We start from the raw sequence: 20,523 nt of genomic DNA, 5'->3' as shown, positions 1-20,523 counted from the left end.
TGTGGGCACGGGAACGATCAGTGGAGGCCGATCATCGCCTCCGACAGATCCCAGACCGGCTCGCGGGTCTTCAGCGGATGACAGAGATGCTCTGCCAGCATCTGCGGATAGACATAGATGTGCTCCGACATCATCGTCGGGGAGCCGTCATAATAGCGCTGCGGCCGACCATGGCGGTACAGGTCCGCGAGGTCGCGCCGCGGCAGCCAGAGGATGAAGTATCCGTTCCGATCCCCGTCCCGCCACAGATCGACGAGCGCCAGCTCGTCCGTTCCGAAAAAGTCGCGGGCATCCGTGCGATCGTGAAGACCGGCAATTTTCCAGTCCTGCCCCAGACCGCCCGCAACCATTCTGGTGGTCCACAGCCTGTAGAGCGCGCGCGCCCGGATGATCTTCGCAAACCACAGGACCGCGTCGATCTCCTTGCCCCGGTTCAACAGCTCCGCGACCCCCGCCCGCAGCACAACCTCCAGCCGGGCCGCCAGGTCATTCATGTCCTTCAGATGTCTTTCGACTTCGGGCGTGTAATCCGGGTCTTGCGCAATCCCGTCGATGCGGTGATGCAGCGACCGGCGCAATGATCCGTAGTCCTCATCCTCGACCAGAGCGATCTGGTCAGGCGACAGCACAAGGTCCGGGTGGCGTCGGCGCATATGCTTCCAACTTGCCTCCAATACCGCCGCGTCCAGATCGACCGGCCGGGTGAAGCGCAAGGGCAGCACCTCCCGCTCCGGCGGGACCGCCATGTCGGCAGCGCCTTTCGAGACGAGCACCCGGGCCAGATCCTCCAGAGCTTCGGAGAAGCCGCGTGTCGCGAAATTCGCATAAAGCCGGTCCGCCACCTTGAGCGGCATATTCGTGTCGTCGATCCGGATGGGGATCACGAAACGGCGGCCGGTCTGCTCTTCCCGCGCCAGTGCCGCATTCAGCTCCCTGTTGACCCAGCCGGAGCGGATGGCCGCGTCGGACACCACGACCACGACAAAACCGCTCCGCTCCAGACCGTCATAGATGGCATCGAGCAGCGAATCGCCGAGCGTGATGCTCCACTTGTCGAGCCAGACCGGAATGCCCTTTGCGAGAAGCCCCACGGCCAGCCGCAGCACGAAGGGCTTGTCCACTGATGCATGCGAGATGAAGACGTTCGACATGGGGCCTCCCGACGGCGGTGACGCACTTCCGGCCCCGGTGATTCAATCGGAGATTCGGTCAGGTGACAACATCATCGCGTCCCGCCGTCTCCGCCTCCGCTCACCGCCGCATACTCCGGCCTACCCCACCCGCCGGCGCCAGAAACAGGCAGCGGGTCATCGCCACCAGTTCGGCCAGAACCCGCGCCGGGTCGTCGGGGTCGATGGCAGTACCGGCCAGAGCCACCAGCCGGGTGCGGTTGCGCAGCACGTTGTCGCGGATGCCCAGTGTGGCATGCAGCCGCCAGCCGAGTTCCGCCCGGTTCAGATGCGGGGCGATCCGGGCCAGCACATCCAGGAACAGCCGCAGATGGTCGACCTCTTCGGAAAGCGCCCGGCCCAGCGCCGGATCTGCGCTGCGGCGGGTGATGGCGCGGAAGTTCAGGAACACGCGATAGTCCGAGCCCGGGTCGTAACGCCAGCGCACCGACGGCTCCAGCAATGCCGTCAGCACCGCATCCAGCGGCGGCGGTGACGGCCGGGCGGCATCCACGGCCGCGGTCAGCTGGTTCAGTCGCTCGGCATTGAAGCGGGTGTAGCAGCGCGCCATCGCCGCCACCATCAGCGCCTCACGCGATCCGAAATGATAGTTGATCGCCGAAACCGCCACCCCGGCCGCGGCCGCAATGCGGCGCACGGTGATCCGATCGGGATCATCCGCGGTCGCCATCAGGCGCTCGGTCACCTGCAGGATGCGGGCCGTGGTCAGTTCGGTGGACATGCAGGTTCGATGGGCATGGGGCCGGATGCTCTTCACGACGGTTCGATGACGGCTTTCGGGCGCCGTTCTAAGCCGGTCACGCGGATGACATCATGACCGCTTATGGTCGGCGCGTCACCTCGCTGCGGCCGCATACGTCAGGCTGCGCCGGGGGCCGGAAGGATCTGACCGGCCGAAAGGTTCGCGCCCATGCGCATCGCCCTGATTTCCGACACGCATATCGCCACCCGCGCCCGCGGCTTCACCGCCAACTGGCACGTCGCCGCCCGGCTGATCGAGGCAGAGCGCCCGGATCTGATCATCCATCTGGGCGACGTCACCGTCGACGGCGCGGGTGATCCGGCCGAGCACGTCCAGGCCCTGGACGCCCTGCAGGCGCTGTCGGCGCCGCGTCTGGCCGTGCCCGGCAATCACGATCTGGGCGACAACCCGCCCCATCCCGGGGCCTATGTGTCGAGCCCGGTGACGCCCCCGCGCCTGGCCGCCTGGGAGGCCGCTTTCGGCCCCGATCACTGGGTGACCGAGGCGGCGGGTTTCCGGCTGATCGGGCTGAATGCCCAGCTCTTCGGCACGGAGCTGGCCGCCGAGGCGGCACAGTTCGACTGGCTGGCGGCAGCGCTCGCCGCCGCCCGCGGCCCCACGGGCCTGTTCCTGCACAAGCCGCTGTTCCGCGACGGCCCGACCGATGACGAGGCCCATGTCCGCTATGTGCCGGCGGGCCCGCGCGCCCGGCTGCTGGATCTGCTGGCGGGCGTCGATCTGCGCTTCGTGATCTCGGGCCACGCCCACCAGGCCCGACGGCTGATGCTGGCCGGGGTAGAGCATCTGTGGATGCCCTCCACCGCCTTCATCATTCCCGATCACATCCAGGAGCGGATCGGCGAGAAGCGGGTCGGCTGGGCGATGCTGACGCTGGAAGACGGCCACCATCGCCTGGATTTCCGACACCCGGCCAGCCTGCCGGAGAACGACCTGCTCGACCATGACGATGCCTATCCGGCCGTCCGGGCGCTCAGACGCGCCGGCCCTGCCTGATCAGCACCTCCCTTATCCGTATCTCACAGATCCGCATCGATCCGATCTGAATCCGACGAGAGGCCTTCCCGCCATGACCATCACCCGTCGCGACCTGCTGCGCCTGATCGGCGCCGGCACCGCCACTGCTGCCCTGCCCGGCACCTTCTCGTCGGTGGTGCAGGCGGCAGGCGCTGATCCGCGCCCGGTTCTGCGCATCGCCGTTCAGGCCCTGCCGGCCAGTCTGGAGCCGCTGGAGACCATCTCCAATATCGGCCTGCGTCAGACCACCTGCCTGTTCGACAGCCCGCTCCGGCGCGACTTCAGGGCGGAAGCCGCCACGCCCGGCACGGCGAAGACCGACCCGCAGCTCGCCACCGCCGTCACCCGCGTCGACGACCTCACCTGGCGGATGACGCTGCGCCCGGGGGTGAAGCTCCATGATGGCACCACCCTCTCGGCCGCCGATGTCGCGGCGACCTTCGCTCCAGCCCGGATCGGCCCCGAGACCCCCTGGCCCGAGGGCCGGATCCTGTTCGGCCATCTGGCCGAGGTCCGGACGGTGGACGCGCTGACGGTCGATCTCGTCACCCGGAACCCCGACCCGGTGATGCCGCAGCGCCTGGCCGCCTATGGTGCCTGGATCGTGGGCGCGCAGGCGATGGCGGCCGGCGGGCCCGAGACCATGCGCACGGCCCCGGTCGGTGCCGGCCCCTACAAGCTGGCCGAATTCGTCCGCGATACCCGGCTGGTGCTCAGCTCTCATGACGACTACTGGATGGGTCGGCCGGCGGCGCGCGAGGTGCGCATCGAGGTGGTGCCCGAGGCCGCAACGCGGATCGCCGGGCTGATCTCGGGCGAATACGACATCGTCACCAATCTTCTGCCCGACCAGATGCCGCAGCTCGACGGCTATGACGATGTCGAGGCGGTGGCGGTACCGCTCGATCTGGTGCACATGCTGTTCTACGACACCCGCCGCCCTGCGGTGGCCGATGCCCGCATCCGCCAGGCGCTGAACCACGCCATCGACTATGATGCGCTCGGCCGCGCAGTCTGGGGCGAACGGTTCAGCCGGCCGAACGGCCTGCAGACCCCCGCCTTCGGGCCGCTCTATGATGCCGACCGCCGGCATTTCCCCTTCGATCCCGCCCGCGCCAAGGCGCTGCTGGCCGAGGCCGGCTATGGCGGCACGCCCGTGCGCATGCGCCTGATCTCGGGCTATTACGTCGGCGCCGAAGCGGCCGGGCAGATCATTCAGGCGATGTGGGCGCAGATCGGCGTGCCGCTGGAGCTGGAATTCGTCGAAAGCATGAAACAGGCGCTGGAACCCGGGGCCGACGTCCGGATGATCTCGGCCGCCTTCCGCTTTCCCGATCCGCTGGGCGGCGGCGTGGTGCCGGCCTGGGGGCCGGATTCGGCGGTGCAGAAGCGCGGCTTCTGGTCGTCGGACCGGTTCAATGCCGGGATCGCCGAGCTTCAGGCCGCGCAGGACGCCGCCGATCGCCGGCGGATCTTCCAGCACCTGCTCGACCTCTTCGACGAAGAGGCGCCGGGGGTGGTGCTTTACGGCGTCAACGAGGTCTACGGCAAGCGCCGGCCGGTCAACTGGACCCATTACCCGCTCTATTATCTCGACCTCCGCCCCGACAACCTGTCCTTCGCATGACCGCACTCACCGTCGAAAACCTCAGGATCGACGTGCCGGGCGGCCCGGCGGTGGCGGGGCTCGACCTCGCCATCGGCCGCGGCCGGGTGTTCTGTCTGGTGGGCGAAAGCGGTTGCGGCAAAAGCCTGACGGCACTGGCACTGATGGGGCTGCTGCCGGCCGGCGCCCGGGTGGTATCCGGCACCGCCCGTATCGACGGCCGGCCCTTCCGCCCGGGCGGCCCCACCCCTGCCGGGCTCGCCATGGTCCATCAGGATGCCATGGCCTCGCTCGACCCGCTGATGACCGTCGGCCGGCAGATCGCCGAACCGCTGGTGGCACAGGCGGGGCTCAGCCGCCGTGCGGCCATGGCCGAAGCGGTCCGGCTGATGGAACGGGTCGGCATCGCCGGGGCGGCGGAACGGGCCCGGGCCTGGCCGCATGAATTCTCCGGCGGCATGAACCAGCGGGTCGCGATCGCCATGGCGCTCGCCTGCCGCCCCGCCCTGCTGATCGCCGACGAGCCGACCACCGCGCTCGACGTCACCGTCCAGGCCCAGATCCTGGACCTGCTGACCGGTCTCGCCGCCGAAACCGGGATGGGGCTGGTCTTCATCACCCATGACCTGGGCGTGGTCGCCGAAATCGCCGACGAGATGGCGGTGATGTATGCCGGGCGGATCGTCGAACAGGGCCCGGTCGGCCGGATCTTCGATGCCCCTGCCCATCCCTATACCGCCGAACTTCTGGCCTGTCGGCCCGGTCTTCAGGCGCGCGGCAGCCCTCTTGCCGCCATTCCCGGCATGGTGCCCCGGCCCGGGCGGCGCGGTTCCGGCTGCGACTTCGCTCCGCGCTGCCGTCGCGCAACCGAAAGCTGCTCAATGATGCCGCCGAAACTTCTTCCGGCTGCGGGCGGCGGGGCGGTTGCCTGTGGGGTGCCGGCATGACCGCCCCGGCCACCACGCTTCCCGGTACGACATCGGCGGCGCGGCCCGCCGCTATGCCTGCCCTCACCTCCGCCGCACCGCGGCTGATGGCCCGCGGGCTCGGCCTGGATGTGCGGCACCGCGACCCCGGCCTCTTTACCCGGCCGCGCCGGGCCGCGATCGTCTCGAACATCGATCTTGAGGTCGCGCCGGGCGAGATTCTGGGCCTGGTCGGCGAAAGCGGCTCGGGCAAGACCACGATCGGCCGCATGCTGGCCGGCGAGATTGCGCCCGACAGGGGGCGGGTGCTGCTGGACGGCGCGGCCCTCACCCTGCCCCTGCCGCCGGCCCGGCGGCGGGCGGTGCAGCTGGTGTTTCAGGACACGCTCGGCGCCTTCGACCCGCGCATGACCCTTGGCCGGCAGCTGGACGAGCCGCTGGCAGTGGCGGGGCTGCCCCCGGCCGACCGGCGTCGGCGCATCTCTGCGGCGCTCGACGCCATGGGGCTCGATCCCGCCCTGCTCGACCGCTGGCCGCATCAGGTCTCGGGCGGGCAGCGCCAGCGCGCCGTGCTCGCCCGCGCACTCAGCCTCGACCCCTCGGTGCTGGTGCTGGACGAACCGGTCTCGGCGCTCGACGTCTCGGTCCAGGCGCAGGTGGTCAATCATCTGGCGGCGCTGGCCCGGGATCGTGGCCTCGCCATGGTGTTCATCAGCCATGATCTGGGCGTGGTCGGCCATCTGGCCCATCGGGTGGCGGTGCTCTATCTGGGCCGGGTGGTGGAAACCGGGCCGGTCGAGGCGGTGTTCGGCGCCCCCGCCCATCCCTATACCCGCGCCCTGCTCGATGCCGTGCCGGTCGCCCATCCGGGGCTGCGCCGGCCGCGCCTGCGCCTTGAAGGGGAGCCGCCGGCGATCCTGAACCCGCCCACCGGCTGCGCCTTCCATCCGCGCTGCCCGCTGGCCGAAGACATCTGCCGCCGGCAACGCCCGGAACCCTCAGCCCGCGCGACCGCGCGCCATCTCGCCGCCTGTCACTTTCCCCCTCCGGCCGAGGCCTGATCCGCGATGTCCCGCGCCCTTCTGATCCGCCTGGCCCGCACCCTGGTCACCGCGCTGATCTGCATCACCCTCACTTTCGTGATCCTCCGGCTGTCGGGCGACCCGCTCGATGCCCTGCTGCCCGAGGATGCGCCGCAGAGCATCCGCGACGCCTATGCCGCCCGCCTCGGCCTCGACCGGCCGCTCTACGAGCAGTATCTGGGCTATCTGGGCGGGCTCGCGACGGGGGATTTCGGCCGCTCGCTGCTCGACGGGCGCAGTGCCGCGGGCGTGGTGGCCGAACGGCTGCCGGCGACCCTGCTGCTGGGCGGCACCGCCTTCGCCCTCGCCTTGCTGATCGGCATCCCCGCCGGCACCATCGCCGCCCTTCGCCGTGGCGGGCCGGTCGATCGGGGCGCGATGGGGGTGGCGGTCTTCGGCTATGCGATGCCGAATTTTTTCCTGGGGCTGGTGCTGATCCTGGTCTTCGCGCTCTGGCTCAGGGTGTTGCCGTCGTCGGGCTTCGGCACCGCGGCGCATCTGGTGCTGCCGGCGCTGACCCTCGGCACGGCCATGGCCGGCAAGCTCGCCCGTTTCGTGCGCGGCGCCGTGCTCGATGTCCTGGGCCAGCTGCATCTCAGGGTCGCGCGCGGCAAGCGCCTCGGCCGCATCCGCCTGGTCGCGGCCCATCTCGCCCCCAATGCCGCCGTGCCGGTGATCACCTTCCTGGGGTTCGAAGCCGGACTGCTGGTCGGCGGCGGGGTGGTGGTCGAAAGCGTCTTCGGCTGGCCGGGGGTCGGCCGGCTGCTGGTCCAGTCGGTGGCGGCCCGCGACCTGGCGGTGGTGCAGACCATCATCCTGATGATCGCGCTCGCCATGATCCTGGCCAATCTCGCCGCCGACCTGCTCCATGCCCGGCTTGACCCACGGGTTCGCGCCGCCCTTGCCGGAGAGGCCCGCCGATGAGACCGATCCCAGCCCTGCCCGCAGCCGGCCGGCTGCATCGGTTGTTCCGGCCGCTCAAGGCCGGGAAGCCGGCGCACGGTCGCGGCCTGCCCTGGTCGATCCGCTGCGCCCTGGGCTTTCTGGCAGCACTCGTCCTGCTCGCGATCTGCGCCCCCTGGGTGGCGCCGGCCGATCCGCTCGCCATGGATCTGGGTGCGCGGCTGCGCCCGCCGGCAGGTTTCGGCGGCACCCTCGCCCATCCGCTCGGCACCGATGCGCTCGGCCGCGACCTGCTCTCGCGCGTGCTCTACGGTGCCCGGGTGTCGATCCTGATCGCGGTCGCCGGCACGGCGATCGGGGCGGTGCTCGGCACCTGCGCCGGCTTCCTCGCCGCCCGTTTCCGCGGCCTGGCCGACCAGCTGCTGATGATGCTGGTCGACGTGCAGGCGGCGCTGCCCTCTCTGATCCTGGCGCTGGCGGTGATCGCCTTTCTCGGCAACGATCTGGTGCTGTTCGTGATCCTGGTCGGGCTCGACGGCTGGGAGCGCTATGCCCGGCTGTCGCGCAATCTGGTGCTCGCCACCGGCTCGGCCGGCTGGGTGCGGGCGGCGCGGATGACCGGCATCACCGGCACGCGTCTGCATCTTGGCCATGTTCTGCCCAATGTCGCCGGGCCGCTGGTGGTGCAGGCCACCCTCAACTTCCCGGGCACGATCCTGCTGGAGACCGCGCTCTCCTTCCTCGGCCTCGGCGTGCAGCCGCCGGCGACATCGCTCGGCCAGATGCTCGGCGATGGTCGCGGCCTGCTGCTCAATGCCTGGTGGATCGCGGTGATCCCCGGTCTGCTGATCCTGGCCACCACCATGTCCGTCTGCCTGATCGGCGACCATCTCCGCGACCGGCTGGACCCCACGACCGGCAGCTGAGCCGTCAGCCGCCGCGCATGCGCTGATATTTCAGGATCGCCTGGGTCCGGCTCTCCACGCCGAGCTGGCGGAAGATCCGCGACAGATGGCCCTTTACGGTGTTGAGGTTCAACCCCAGCAGATCGCCGATCTGCTGGTTGGAATGACCGCGGGCCAGCAGGTCCATGATCTCCATCTGCCGCTCGGTGAGCGCGGCACCGCTTTCGCCCTCGCCCGCCTCAGCCTGACCGATATCCCCGGCAATCGGCACGGCAGCCGCCGGGATCGGCGCGGGCCCGCGTTCTGCCTCGGCATCCCGCGCCAGCAGTTCATAGGGGAAATAGGTGCCGCCGACCTGGATCATCCGCAGGATGCCGATGATCACCTCGTCATGGGTCGATTTCGGAATGTAGCCGCGCAGCCCCGCCGCCAGCGCCGCCCGCAGATCGGACTTGCTCTCCGACATGGTGAAGGCCACCACCGGCGCCGGCTCCAGCCGCCGCCGGATCCGGTCCAGCCGGTCCTGGCCCAGGAAATCCGGCAGATAGAGATCGACCACCGCGAAGCTGAACCGCATGCCCTCGTCGAGCAGCGCCTCCAGCGCCGCCAGGCCGTTCGCTTCCACGATCTCGACCGGATCGAACACCTCCGCCAGCAGATGCCTCAGCCCCGCCCGCACCACCGAATGGTCGTCGACGATCAACACACGATAGGCGGAGACGGGCTCGGACATGGGTCGGGCGGCATCCTCGGGATTGGGTGTCGTGTCGAGGATAGCGCGGGGCGGGGGGAACGCAAAGCCGTGACACCGGGCGTCACGTGGTCCCCCTCGTCAGTGAGCGGTGCGCGTCCGAATTTTGCCACGCCCGGAATTTCTCCAAAAGGGCGATTATCCTTCTCATAAAGAACGCCAATTGAGTCATGGCCCACAACCTCTGCTTCCGACCCGAACGCCTCACCTCCCTGCTCCTCTGCATCGTCGGCGTCTTCGCCGTTTGGTGGACGCCGCTTTATGGCGGCGAGATCGGGGCGGCGTATATCGCGGGGTTCTGCCTTTATCTTCTGGTCGTCAAGGCGATGCTTCTGCGGCGGGGCGTTTCGGAGCGGCAGCCCTGGGTGAAGACGCGGGTGCTTGCCGGGTGGGTGGCGGTCACATTGGTGGCGGCCGCCGTGGTGCGGCTGGCATTTTGATGGATGCTGAAAGCTTGCCCGCCCGGACTGCGTTGCTCGCCCAGATGCTCAGACAAAGGGGCCACCCGGATGTGGCGCGCCCTTAAGACCTTGTTTACGCCTGCCCGCCTCTCCTGGCCTGAATACCTCGTCCTTGCTTTGGCCGTGCTGCTGATGGTCTGGTCTGCCTGGTGGGGGCGTCTGATAACGGGCGAGGCGCTGACGCCGTATTTCGCCGGGATGTTGATCTATATGGTCGTGGCGCGTCTGCTCACCGGGCCCTGGGACGAGGCAGTTGCGGGCAGGCCCGGAATGCGGCGGAAGCCCTGGGTGCAGACGCTGGTCTATGCGGGCTGGTCGGTGATCACCTTCCTCGTCGCGGCTGCGGTCAGGCTTTGAACGGTATCGGGTCACGAGGGTGACGGCAGTGGCGACGGCGCGCTATGCTGCGCGCCGCCTTCCCCCTTGCGTCTCTCCCCTGCCGGAGCCTGCATACGATGACAACCAGCGCCACCCCCCGCCTGCCCGTCACCGCCATCATTGCGCCCGGCTGGGACCAGCCGCGCTGGCAGCGGGCGCTCATGGCCGCAGCGCCGGGGCTGGAGGTCAGGCTCTGGCCCGATCTGGGGGATGTGTCCGAGATCGAGGCGGTGCTGCTCTGGAAGCAGCCGGCGGGTGCGCTTGCGGGCATGAGCCGGCTTGGTCTCGCCCAGTCGCTGGGGGCCGGGGTCGAGCATCTGCTGAACGATCCGGCGATCGGCGACCATGTCGTCCTCGGCCGGGCGGTCGATCCGGCGATGACCGGAGAGATGGTGCGCTTCGTGGTCCATGCCGTGCTGGCGGTTTCGGTCGATGCGGCCGGCTATCGCGCCCAGCAGGCCGCCGGTCTGTGGGAAGAGCGGAGCGTGCCGGGCGGCGCGCTCAGGGTCGGCATGCTGGGGCTGGGCGAACTGGGGGCCGCGGCGGCGCAGGCGCTGGCAGGCCTCGGCTTCACCGTCACCGGCTGGTCGCGCAGCGCCAGGCAGGTGGCGGGCGTCACCTGCCTGTCCGGCGCCGAGGGGCTGGACCGGCTGATCGCCGGCACCGACTGCCTGGTCAACCTGCTGCCGTTGACCGACGAGACCCGCGGGCTGATCGATGCCGCGCTGCTGGCCCGCCTGCCCCAAGGCGCGCATCTGGTGAACGTCGCCCGGGGCGGCCATGTGGTCGAAGCCGATCTGCTCGCCGCACTCGACGACGGCCGGCTGGCCTCGGCGACGCTCGACGTCACCGCGGTCGAGCCCCTCCCCCAGGGCCACCCCTTCTGGTCGCATCCGAAGATCGTGCTCACGCCCCATGTCGCGGCGGCCAGCACCCCTGAGACCATGGCGCCCATCCTGGCCGAGAGCCTGCGCCGACATGCCGCCGGCCGGCCGCCGCTCGACCCGGTGGAACGGACCCGCGGATACTGACCGACGTTCAGTTGAACCGCGGCGAGCCGGTCTCAAACCCGGTCGCAATTGGTGCAGTGCGGCATAAATCCGCCGTTTTTTCCCGCCGGTTTCCCCCGCCATCACCCTTGACCGGCCGGCCCTGGCGGCGCCAAACTCTTCCTGCCGGATCGGAGCGAACAAGGGGGAAGACCCCCGGCCCCGGACCGGGGGAGGATTGAGTCAGGAACACCCGGCGGGATGACGGTCGTCCCGCCGCCCATGCGGCCCCAGCCGTGCCCCTGCGCGTTCCCGCCATCGCGGTGGTCGATCGCGCGGCTGTACGTTCGCCGCCGGAATGTCGCCGCCCCTCTCCCCGTCCGCCTTTGGGCCTGGCCTGCCCGGGCCGGCACCGCGTGACCTGCGGCAGCCTTGCGTGTGCGGCTGTCCGTCTACCGACCGATGGGGAGGTTATACATGCCGGTCCAGATCAGCCTGACGGTGAACGGCGAGCGTGTCGAACGCTCGGTCGAGCCGCGGACCCTGCTGGTTCAATTCATCCGCGACCATCTCGGCCTCACCGGGACCCATGTCGGCTGCGATACCAGCCAGTGTGGTGCCTGTGTCGTCCATGTCGACGGCAATGCCGTGAAGTCCTGCACCATGCTGGCGGTCCAGGCCGAGGGCGCCGAGGTCACCACCATCGAGGGCCTGGCCACCAACGGCACGCTGCACCCGGTGCAGGAAGCCTTCCATCAGGAACACGGGCTGCAGTGCGGCTTCTGCACCCCGGGCATGGTGATGAGTTCGGTCGACCTGCTGAAGAACAACCCGAACCCGACCGAAGCCGAGATCCGCAAGCACCTGGAAGGCAATATCTGCCGCTGCACCGGCTATCACAACATCGTCAAGGCCGTGCAGTCCGCCGCGGAGACGATGCGCGGCTGACCGCCGCCATCCGCCAGGACAGACCCGGCGGGCAAAGATCCTGCCGGGCGACGGGAGGAGTGAGGACGAGATGACCGAACAGGTGATCGGCAAGCCGGTGAAGCGGACCGAGGACCGGCGCTTCCTGACCGGCCGCGGCCGTTATACCGACGACATCCAGCTGGCGCGGCAGACCTATGCCTATATCATCCGCAGCCCGCACGCCCATGCGAAGATCCTGAACATCGACCCTTCGGCCGCGCTGGCGCGCCCTGGCGTGGTGGCGGTGTTCACCGGCAAGGACATGGCGGCCGACGGCATCGGCGGCCTGCCCTGCGGCTGGCTGGTCCATTCCAAGGACGGCTCGCCGATGAAGGAGCCGCCGCATGCGCCGCTGGTGCCCGACCGGGTGCGCCATGTGGGCGACAATGTGGCCGTAGTGATCGCGACCTCGAAGGAACTGGCCAAGGACGCCGCCGAAGACGTCGCCATCGACTATGAGGAACTGCCCGCGGTGGCCGATGCCCGCCGGGCCCTGGCCGATGGCGCCGCCTCGGTCTGGGACGATCAGGCCCCGGGCAATCTCTGCTACGACTGGGAACTGGGCGACCGGGCCGCGACCGAGGCCGCCTTCACCAATGCCCACCGTGTGGTGGAGCTGGAGCTGATCAACAACCGCCTGATCCCCAACGCCATGGAGCCGCGCGCGGCGATCGGCGATTACGATCCGGCGAGCGGCCAGTACACGCTCTACACCACCAGCCAGAATCCCCATGTCATCCGCCTGCTGATGGGCGCCTATGTGCTGCAGATCCCCGAGCACAAGCTGCGCGTGGTGGCACCGGATGTCGGCGGCGGCTTCGGCTCCAAGATCTATCACTATGCCGAAGAGGCCATCGTCACCTGGGCGGCGAAAAAGCTGGAACGCCCGGTCCGCTGGACGGCCGAGCGCACCGAAAGCTTCATGACCGACGCCCATGGCCGCGATCACTGGAGCCGCGCCCGGCTGGCGATGGATGCCGACGGCAATTTCCTGGGCCTGCATGTCGAGACGGTCGCCAATCTGGGCGCCTATCTTTCGACCTTCGCGCCCTCGATCCCGACCTATCTTTACGGCACGCTGCTCGCCGGGCTCTACAAGACGCCGGCGATCTATTGCGAGGTGAAATCGGCCTTCACCCACACCACGCCGGTAGACGCCTATCGCGGCGCCGGCCGTCCCGAAGCCTGCTATCTGCTGGAACGCCTGGTCGACAAGGCCGCGGCCGAAAGCGGCATCGACCGGATCGAGCTTCGCAAGAAGAACTTCATCACCGCCGACATGATGCCCTATCAGACCCCGGTGGCGGTGCAGTACGACAGCGGCGAGTTCCACAAGAATCTCGACGACGCCATGCGGCTGATCGACTATGCCGGCCTCGACGCCCGCAAGGCCGAGGCGCGGTCGCGCGGCAGGTATCTGGGGCTGGGTGTCTCGACCTATATCGAGGCCTGCGGTCTGGCGCCCTCCGCACTAGCCGGCCAGCTCGGCGCCCGTGCCGGCCTCTACGAAGCGGCTGAAGTCCGGCTGCACCCGACCGGATCGGTCACCGTGTTCACCGGCGCCCACAGCCATGGCCAGGGCCACGAAACCACTTTCGCGCAGGTGGTGGCCGACCGTCTGGGCGTGCCGCTTTCGCAGGTCGAGATCGTCCATGGCGACACCGACCGCATCCCCTTCGGCATGGGCACCTATGGCTCGCGCTCGCTGCCGGTCGGCGGCTCGGCCCTGGTCAAGGCCATCGACAAGGTGATCGACAAGAGCCGCAAGATCGCCGCCCATCTGCTGGAAGCGGCCGAAGGCGATATCGAGTTCCAGAACGGCCGGTTCTCGGTCAAGGGCACCGACAAGGGGGTCGGCATCGGCGAGGTGGCGCTGGCGGCCTATGTGCCGCACAACTACCCGCACGAGAAGCTGGAACCGGGCCTGGATGAGAGCGCCTATTACGATCCCGTGAACTTCACCTATCCCAATGGCTGCCATCTCTGCGAGGTGGAGGTCGATCCCGATACCGGCGTGGTCGAGATCAAGCGCTTCGTGGCGGTGGACGATTTCGGCCGGGTGGTGAACCCGATGATCGTGGAAGGCCAGGTCCATGGCGGCATCGCCCAGGGCATCGGCCAGGCGCTGCTGGAAGCGGCGATCTACGATCAGGACAGCGGCCAGCTGATGTCGGGCTCGTTCATGGATTACTGCATGCCGCGCGCCGACGACCTGCCCAGCTTCACCGTCGCCCATAACGAGGTGCCCTGCACCACCAACCCGCTGGGGGTGAAGGGCTGCGGCGAGGCCGGCGCCATCGGCTCGCCGCCCGCGATCATCAATGCGGTGATCGACGCGCTCCGGCCGCTGGGCGTGACCGACATGGACATGCCGGCGACGCCGCACCGGGTGTGGTCGACCATCCAGGCGGCGCGCATGCCCGCCGCTGCCGAGTGAACACCTCCTGACCCGGCGCCCCGCGCCGGGTTACCGGGACGTCATCGGGGAAGACACCGATATGTACGCATTCGAATATCACCGTCCCTCGTCGGTCGCCGACGCCGCCCAGGCGCTGGGTGCCAACGAGGACGCCAAGCTGGTGGCGGGGGGCATGACCCTGCTGCCGACCATGAAACAGCGTCTGGCGGCACCGTCGGACATCATCGACCTGAACGGCATCGCCGAGCTGGCCGGCATCAGCCGCGACGGTGACACCCTGGTCATCGGCGCCATGACCCGCCATGCCGCCGTCGGCCGCTCCGACGAGGTGAAGGCGGCGATCCCGGCGCTGGCGCATCTGGCCTCGCATATCGGCGATGCCCAGGTCCGCAACCGCGGCACCATCGGCGGCTCGCTGGCCAATAACGACCCGGCGGCGGATTATCCGGCGGCGGCGCTGGCGCTCGGCGCCGAGATCGTCACCGACCAGCGCAGCATTCCGGCGGACGACTACTTCGTCGGCATGTTCGAAACCGCGCTGGAGCCGGCCGAGATCATCCGCGAGGTCCGCTTCCCGATCCCCGAGAAGGCCGGCTATGTGAAGTTCCCGAATCCGGCCTCGCGCTACGCTCTGGTCGGCGTGTTCGTGGCCCGGGCGAAGGACGGCTCGGTCCGCGTCGCGGTCACCGGCGCCGGCCCCTCGGTCTTCCGGGTGGAAGCGATGGAAGCCGCTCTTGCCGCCGATTTCCGCCCCGAGGCGCTGGACGGCATCACGGTGCCGGCCGACGGGCTGAATTCGGACATGCATGCCGGCGCCGACTATCGCGCCCATCTGATCGGCGTGATCGCAAAGCGCGCGGTGGCGGCGGCCCTCGGCTGACCCCAAGACCGACGCAGCGACGCCATAGCGGGCAGCACGGGCACGGATGACGTGCCCGTGCTGCCGTCTCTGCATGTCGTGACGGCTTGCCGCGCACAGATCCGCGCGCCAGATTACGGGTCGTAGCTTCCTGCCCGCCTGTCCATCCCATCCTTTCCAGGAGCCGGTCTTGACGCTCTTCCCCTCCCCGTCCCGCTGCCTGCCTCGGTCGCCGACACGCTGGCCCTGCTCGATCAGGGCGATTATGTGGCCGACGAGGCGCTCGCGACGGTGCTGTTCCTGGCCATGCGCCTCGGCCGGCCGCTGCTGCTCGAAGGCGAAGCCGGGGTCGGCAAGACCGAGATCGCCAAGGTGCTGGCCAAGACCCTGGGCCGCCGGCTGATCCGCCTGCAATGCTATGAAGGGCTGGATCAGGCGCAGGCGCTCTACGACTGGAACTATGCCCGCCAGATGCTGGAAATCCGGCTGGCCGAAGCCTCGGGCGAGGCGGGAGAGGCCGGCGCGCGCGAGCGCCTGTCGGATGATCTGTTCTCGGAACGCTTCCTGCTCCGCCGGCCGCTGCTGGACGCGATCAGCCCGGACCCTGCCGGCGCGCCAGTGCTGCTGATCGACGAAATCGATCGGGCCGACGAGCCCTTCGAGGCTTTCCTTCTGGAATTGCTGGCCGATTTCCAGGTCACCATCCCCGAGATCGGCACCATCCGGGCCGAGACCCCGCCGATCGTGATCGTGACCTCGAACCGGACGCGCGAGATCCACGATGCGCTGAAGCGCCGCTGCCTCTATCGCTGGATCGACTATCCGGATGCCGCGCGCGAAGTGGCGATCATCCGCCGCAAGACGCCCGCGGTCGCCGAGGCGATGGCCGCCCAGATCGTCGGCTTCGTGCAGCGGCTGCGTGCCCAGGATCTGTTCAAGGCCCCCGGCGTGGCCGAAACCCTTGACTGGGCCAATGCCCTGGTCCAGCTGGATGCCGTCGACCTCGACCCCGGGCTGATCGACGGCAGCATGGGCGTGCTGCTGAAATACCAGGACGACATCGCCCGCATGACCGGCGCCGAAACCGCCCGCCTGCTGGCCGAGACTCGCGCCGACATGGCGGCGCGCAGCCATGAGACGAGACCGGCTTGATCCAGGACGGCACCAGCGGCCGCCTGCCGGCCAATATCGGCCGCTTCGCGCGACTGCTGCGCCGGGCCGGCATCGCCATCGGTCCGGGCGACGTGCTGGTTGCAGCCGCGGCGGTGGCTGCCGTCGACATGGCCTCGCGCACCCAGGTGCATGCGGCGCTCAAGGCGACGCTGGTCAAGCGGCGCGAACATCTGCCGCTGTTCGAACAGGCCTTCGACGTGTTCTGGCGCGATCCGCAGCTGCGAGAGCGCCTGCTGTCGCTGCTGCTGCCGCAGGTGGAAAGCGAGCGAACCCCCGACGGCCGCAAGCTGGCCCGCCGTCTGGCCGATGCCTTTGCCGGCGATGCCCCGCCGCCGCCCCCGCCGCCGGAAGAGAAGCTGCGCGAAGAGACCCGGATCGATGCCAGCCTGACCTGGGATGCGACCGAGCGGCTGAAGACCCGCGATTTCGAACAGATGAGCGCCGACGAGGCGGCCGAGGCGCGCCGGGCGATCCGCCTGCTGCGCACCCGCCTGCCCGAACGGCCGGTCCGGCGGCTGAAGGCCGCGCCGCGCGGCCCGCGCATCGATCTGCGCCGCAGCCTGCGCGGCCAGATCCGCACCGGCGGCGAGGCGGTGACGCTGGCCCGCCGCCGCCATCGCCGCGCCCGGCCGCCGCTGGTCGCGATCGTCGACGTCTCGGGATCGATGGATGCCTATGCCCGGATGATGCTGCATCTGCTGCATGCGATGATGCAGGATGCAGGACAGCGGGTGAGCGTCTTCCTGTTCGGCACGCGGCTGAGCGAAGTGACCCGCGAACTGGCCCGCCGCGACCCGGACGAGGCGCTGGAGGCGATCGGCCGCAAGGTGAAGGACTGGTCGGGCGGCACCCGGATCGGGCCGGCGCTTGCCGCCTTCAACCGCCGCTACGCCCGCCGGGTGCTGACCCGCAATGCCGTGGTGCTGCTGGTGACCGACGGGCTGGACCGGGCCGAGGACGACAGTCTGAGCCGGGCGGTAGAGCGGCTGGCGCATCTGACCCCGCGGCTGATCTGGCTGAACCCGCTGCTGCGCTTCGACGGCTTCCAGCCGGCGGCGCGTGGCGTGCGGGCGATTTTGCCCCATGTCCACGAGTTCCGGGCAGTGCATAATCTGACCGGGCTCAAAGCGCTTGCAACCGCGCTGACCCGGACGAAGGCCGAGGCGGACCCGCGGCTTGAAGCCTGGCGGCGCGGCCTGCGGGCCGATGATGCCGCAGTCCCGATCAGGAGGTGACGCAGATGACCGGCGGATCCGATATGGCCACGGGCGACGACGTTCTGGGTGCCGCACTCGACTGGCGCGGCCAGGGTGTGGGCGTGGCGCTCGCCACCGTCGTCTCCACCTGGGGCAGCGCGCCGCGCCTGCCCGGATCGCAGATGGCGGTGGCGGCCGACGGCCGGTTCGCCGGCTCGGTCTCGGGCGGCTGCGTGGAAGGTGCGGTGATCGAGGCGGCCCAGGCCTGCATCGCAGGTGCCGCGCCGAAGCTGATGGATTTCTCCGTCGGCGACGATCAGGCCTGGGCGGTCGGCCTCGCCTGCGGCGGCCGGCTGGAAGTCTGGGTCGAACGGCTGGATTGAGGGGAGCGGCAGCCTGATGGACGCGACACTGATCCGCCGCATCGCCGAAGACCGGGCCGCACGCCGTGGCGTGGCGCTGGTCACCGCCCTGGATGATGCCGCAACCACCGCCCTGGTGGCGACCGACGGCGGCGACATGGGTGCCGCCCTGCCGGCCGCCGTGCGCAATGCCGCGCTGGACGCGATCCGCCAGGACCAGGCGACCAATGTCGAGGCCGAGGGCCGGCGCTGGTTCGTGAACGTCTTCGCGCCGCGCCCGCGGCTGATCGTGATCGGCGCGGTGCATATCGCCCAGGCGCTGGCGCCGATGGCGGCGGCGGTCGGCTATGACATGGTCGTGGTCGATCCGCGCGGCGCCTTCCTCACGCCCGACCGTTTCCCCGGCGTCACCGCCCGGATCGCCTGGCCCGAGGATGTGCTGCCCGAGATCGGCCTCGACCCGGCCTCGGCCCTGCTGGCGCTGACCCATGACCCGAAGCTCGACGATCCGGCCCTGACGCTCGCCCTCGACGCGCCGCTGTTCTATATCGGCGCGCTGGGCAGCACCCGCACCCATGCCAGACGCGTGGCCCGGCTGGAAGAGGCCGGGTTTGATGCCGGCCGCATCGCCCGCATCCATGCGCCCGTAGGCCTCGCCATCGGTGCACGCACGGCACCGGAAATCGCCCTCTCGATCCTGTCGGAAGTGGTCGCTGTCCGGCGCCTCGGCAGTGCCGAGGCACTGAGGCGGCGGCCGCCCAAGGGCTGATATCCGGGCCTTTCACCCCATCCCGTCCCCCTTTAGCATGTGAACCGATCACGCCCATGGATTTCTCCGAACATCCGCTCGACGATGCAGACGGCGTTCTGCTGGCCCACGCGATCGCGGTCGACGGCCGCGTGCTGAAGAAGGGGCACCGGCTGGATCCGGAGACCATCGACCTGATCCGCAAACAGGGCCGCACATCCGTGCTCGGCGCCCGCCTCGGGACCGATGACGTGCACGAGGACGAGGCGGCGCGTCTGGTCGCCCAGGCGGTGGCCGGGCCCAATGCGCGCGTCGCCCGGGCCTTCACCGGCCGGGTCAATCTCTATGCCGCCACCCGCGGCCTCTGCCGGATCGACGAGGCCCTGGTGAAGGCGATCAACCGGATCGACGAGGCGATCACCATCGCCACGCTTGCCGACGATACCGCCTGCGAAAGCGGCGAGATGCTGGCGACGATCAAGATCATTCCCTTCGCCGCCCCCAAGGCCGCCCTCGACCGGGTGCTTGCAGTGATCGCGAAGGCCGGCCGGCCGGCGATCCGCATCGCCCCCTGGCAGGTGATCCACGCCGCCCTGATCCTGACCGAGCTGCCGCATCTGAAGCAGTCGATCTATGAAGAGACCGCCCGGGCCATCGGCAGCCGGCTGATGCATCTGGGCGCGCGCACCCCGGTGATCGAGCGCGTGCCCCACGACCGCACCCGGCTGGCCCGGGCGCTGGCCGATATCGCGCGGGAGCCGATGGATCTGATCGTCGTGGCCGGCGCCTCGGCGATCGTCGACCGCGCCGATGTGATCCCGGCGGCGCTGACCGATATCGGCGGCACCATCGTGCGCCTGGGCATGCCGGTCGATCCCGGCAATCTGCTGATGCTGGGCCGGCTGGCCGGCCGGCCGGTGATCGGCGCGCCGGGCTGTGCGCGCAGCCCCAAGATCAACGGCTTCGACCGGGTGCTGCAGCGCGCGGCTGCGGGCGAGGCGATCGAGGCGCTGGACATCGCCGATTTCGGCGTCGGCGGCCTGCTGAAGGAAGTGGGCGAACGCCCGCTGCCGCGCGCCGCCGCCTCACCCGGGCCACGGCGCGGCGCGCCCAAATCGGTGCGCAACGTCGCCTCGGTGGTACTGGCCGCCGGCCGCGGCACCCGCATGGGCGGGCCGGTGAACAAGCTGGTGCGCGAGATCATGGGCAAGCCGCTCATCGGCCATGTGCTCGATGCAGCCCTCGAAAGCCGGCTCAGGGCGCTCACCGTCGTCACCAACACCGATCCCTCGGTGCGCCTCGCGATCGGCGGCCGGCCGGTGCCGGTGGTGGTGAACGAAGAGCCGGAAGCCGGCATGTCTCGCTCGCTCGCCATCGGCCTCGCCGACGTGCCCGAGGGAGCCGAGGCGGCGCTGGTGCTGCTCGCCGACATGCCCGGCATCACGCCCCGCCATATCGACATGCTGATCGATGCCTATGACCCGGACGAGGGCCGGCTGATCGTGGTGCCGGTCTGGCAGGGCAAGCGCGGCAATCCGGTGCTGTTCGACCGCCGTTTTTTCGCCGAGATGATGGCCCAGACCGGCGACCGCGGCGCCCGCGACGTGATCCGCGCCCATGAGGATGTGGTGGTCGAGGTGGAAATGCCCGACGCCGCCTGCCTGGGCGATATCGACACGCCCGAGGCACTGGCAGCCGCCGAAGCCGCCGCCCGCGCCCAGGGCCTGCCGCCGGCCAGCGGTGCGCCCCTCCCCGCCGCAGGCGGGTAAACCGTGGCATAATCCGCCGCACCCCTGATACCGAGGCCGGCCAACCGGCCCGAGAGACCT

20 protein-coding genes are annotated in these 20,523 nt (G+C 69.7%); 17 read left to right on the top strand and 3 right to left on the bottom strand.

Annotated elements, in window-relative coordinates:
- Positions 1-17: 17 nt before the first annotated feature.
- Positions 18-1,151 carry a toll/interleukin-1 receptor domain-containing protein gene (locus TMO_RS29140; protein ID WP_014744706.1) on the bottom strand — a complete coding sequence of 378 codons (1,134 nt, stop codon included), beginning with the start codon at positions 1,149-1,151 and terminating at the stop codon, positions 18-20.
- 100 nt (positions 1,152-1,251) lie between these two features.
- Positions 1,252-1,911: a TetR family transcriptional regulator gene (locus tag TMO_RS05980; protein ID WP_014744705.1), complete on the bottom strand. Its 660-nt coding sequence runs from the start codon at positions 1,909-1,911 to the stop codon at positions 1,252-1,254.
- A gap of 189 nt (positions 1,912-2,100) precedes the next feature.
- Between TMO_RS05980 and TMO_RS05975 the strand changes: the two genes are divergently transcribed.
- From TMO_RS05975 to TMO_RS05950, 6 genes are all read left to right on the top strand, one after another.
- On the top strand, positions 2,101-2,946 hold the full coding sequence (locus tag TMO_RS05975) for a metallophosphoesterase family protein (protein WP_014744704.1): 846 nt from the start codon (positions 2,101-2,103) through the stop codon (positions 2,944-2,946).
- A gap of 73 nt (positions 2,947-3,019) precedes the next feature.
- The gene (locus TMO_RS05970) at positions 3,020-4,594 is read left to right on the top strand and encodes an ABC transporter substrate-binding protein (RefSeq protein WP_014744703.1); all 1,575 of its coding nucleotides are present in this window, start codon (positions 3,020-3,022) and stop codon (positions 4,592-4,594) included.
- A complete protein-coding gene (locus TMO_RS05965) occupies positions 4,591-5,520 on the top strand; it encodes an ABC transporter ATP-binding protein (RefSeq protein WP_014744702.1) in 930 nt (309 codons plus the stop codon). The genes TMO_RS05970 and TMO_RS05965 overlap by 4 nt, the downstream gene beginning before the upstream one ends.
- Complete coding sequence (locus TMO_RS05960) at positions 5,517-6,560, top strand: ABC transporter ATP-binding protein (RefSeq protein WP_228382267.1); 1,044 nt, start codon at positions 5,517-5,519, stop codon at positions 6,558-6,560. Before TMO_RS05965 ends, TMO_RS05960 begins: the two co-directional genes overlap by 4 nt.
- A 6-nt stretch (positions 6,561-6,566) precedes the next feature.
- The gene (locus tag TMO_RS05955) at positions 6,567-7,505 is read left to right on the top strand and encodes an ABC transporter permease (RefSeq protein ID WP_014744700.1); all 939 of its coding nucleotides are present in this window, start codon (positions 6,567-6,569) and stop codon (positions 7,503-7,505) included.
- Entirely contained in the window at positions 7,502-8,410 is a 909-nt protein-coding gene (locus TMO_RS05950) for an ABC transporter permease (RefSeq protein ID WP_014744699.1), read from the top strand. Before TMO_RS05955 ends, TMO_RS05950 begins: the two co-directional genes overlap by 4 nt.
- 4 nt (positions 8,411-8,414) lie before the next feature.
- Here the strand turns inward: TMO_RS05950 and TMO_RS05945 are convergent, their stop codons facing one another.
- Positions 8,415-9,122, bottom strand: coding sequence for a response regulator transcription factor (locus TMO_RS05945; RefSeq protein ID WP_014744698.1), 708 nt, complete (start codon positions 9,120-9,122; stop codon positions 8,415-8,417).
- A 188-nt stretch (positions 9,123-9,310) separates the two neighbouring features.
- Here TMO_RS05945 and TMO_RS05940 point away from each other — a divergent pair, with 188 nt between their 5' ends.
- From TMO_RS05940 to TMO_RS05890, 11 genes are all read left to right on the top strand, one after another.
- Entirely contained in the window at positions 9,311-9,580 is a 270-nt protein-coding gene (locus TMO_RS05940; RefSeq protein ID WP_014744697.1) for a hypothetical protein, read from the top strand.
- A gap of 69 nt (positions 9,581-9,649) precedes the next feature.
- The gene (locus TMO_RS05935; protein WP_041604853.1) at positions 9,650-9,958 is read left to right on the top strand and encodes a hypothetical protein; all 309 of its coding nucleotides are present in this window, start codon (positions 9,650-9,652) and stop codon (positions 9,956-9,958) included.
- Positions 9,959-10,056: 98 nt separating this feature from the next.
- Positions 10,057-11,010 carry a 2-hydroxyacid dehydrogenase gene (locus TMO_RS05930; RefSeq protein WP_014744695.1) on the top strand — a complete coding sequence of 318 codons (954 nt, stop codon included), beginning with the start codon at positions 10,057-10,059 and terminating at the stop codon, positions 11,008-11,010.
- 435 nt (positions 11,011-11,445) lie between these two features.
- Positions 11,446-11,916, top strand: a complete 471-nt coding sequence (locus TMO_RS05925; protein WP_014744694.1) for a (2Fe-2S)-binding protein — start codon at positions 11,446-11,448, stop codon at positions 11,914-11,916.
- 70 nt (positions 11,917-11,986) lie between these two features.
- A complete protein-coding gene (locus TMO_RS05920) occupies positions 11,987-14,374 on the top strand; it encodes a xanthine dehydrogenase family protein molybdopterin-binding subunit (protein WP_014744693.1) in 2,388 nt (795 codons plus the stop codon).
- Between the two features lie 61 nt (positions 14,375-14,435).
- On the top strand, positions 14,436-15,236 hold the full coding sequence (locus TMO_RS05915) for an FAD binding domain-containing protein (protein ID WP_014744692.1): 801 nt from the start codon (positions 14,436-14,438) through the stop codon (positions 15,234-15,236).
- Positions 15,237-15,482: 246 nt separating this feature from the next.
- Positions 15,483-16,367, top strand: a complete 885-nt coding sequence (locus tag TMO_RS05910; protein ID WP_014744691.1) for an AAA family ATPase — start codon at positions 15,483-15,485, stop codon at positions 16,365-16,367.
- Positions 16,364-17,623, top strand: coding sequence for a vWA domain-containing protein (locus TMO_RS05905; RefSeq protein ID WP_014744690.1), 1,260 nt, complete (start codon positions 16,364-16,366; stop codon positions 17,621-17,623). The genes TMO_RS05910 and TMO_RS05905 overlap by 4 nt, the downstream gene beginning before the upstream one ends.
- A 5-nt stretch (positions 17,624-17,628) precedes the next feature.
- Positions 17,629-17,967, top strand: coding sequence for an XdhC family protein (locus tag TMO_RS05900; RefSeq protein ID WP_014744689.1), 339 nt, complete (start codon positions 17,629-17,631; stop codon positions 17,965-17,967).
- A gap of 16 nt (positions 17,968-17,983) precedes the next feature.
- Positions 17,984-18,715 carry an XdhC family protein gene (locus TMO_RS05895; protein ID WP_014744688.1) on the top strand — a complete coding sequence of 244 codons (732 nt, stop codon included), beginning with the start codon at positions 17,984-17,986 and terminating at the stop codon, positions 18,713-18,715.
- A 56-nt stretch (positions 18,716-18,771) separates the two neighbouring features.
- Positions 18,772-20,463 (top strand): NTP transferase domain-containing protein, encoded by a 1,692-nt coding sequence (locus TMO_RS05890; RefSeq protein ID WP_014744687.1) that lies wholly within the window; start codon positions 18,772-18,774, stop codon positions 20,461-20,463.
- Positions 20,464-20,523 lie beyond the last annotated feature (60 nt).

Origin of the sequence: Tistrella mobilis KA081020-065 (genome assembly GCF_000264455.2) — a bacterium.
Classification (GTDB): Bacteria; Pseudomonadota; Alphaproteobacteria; order Tistrellales; family Tistrellaceae; genus Tistrella; species Tistrella mobilis.
This window is presented reverse-complemented; position numbering and strand designations above follow the sequence as displayed.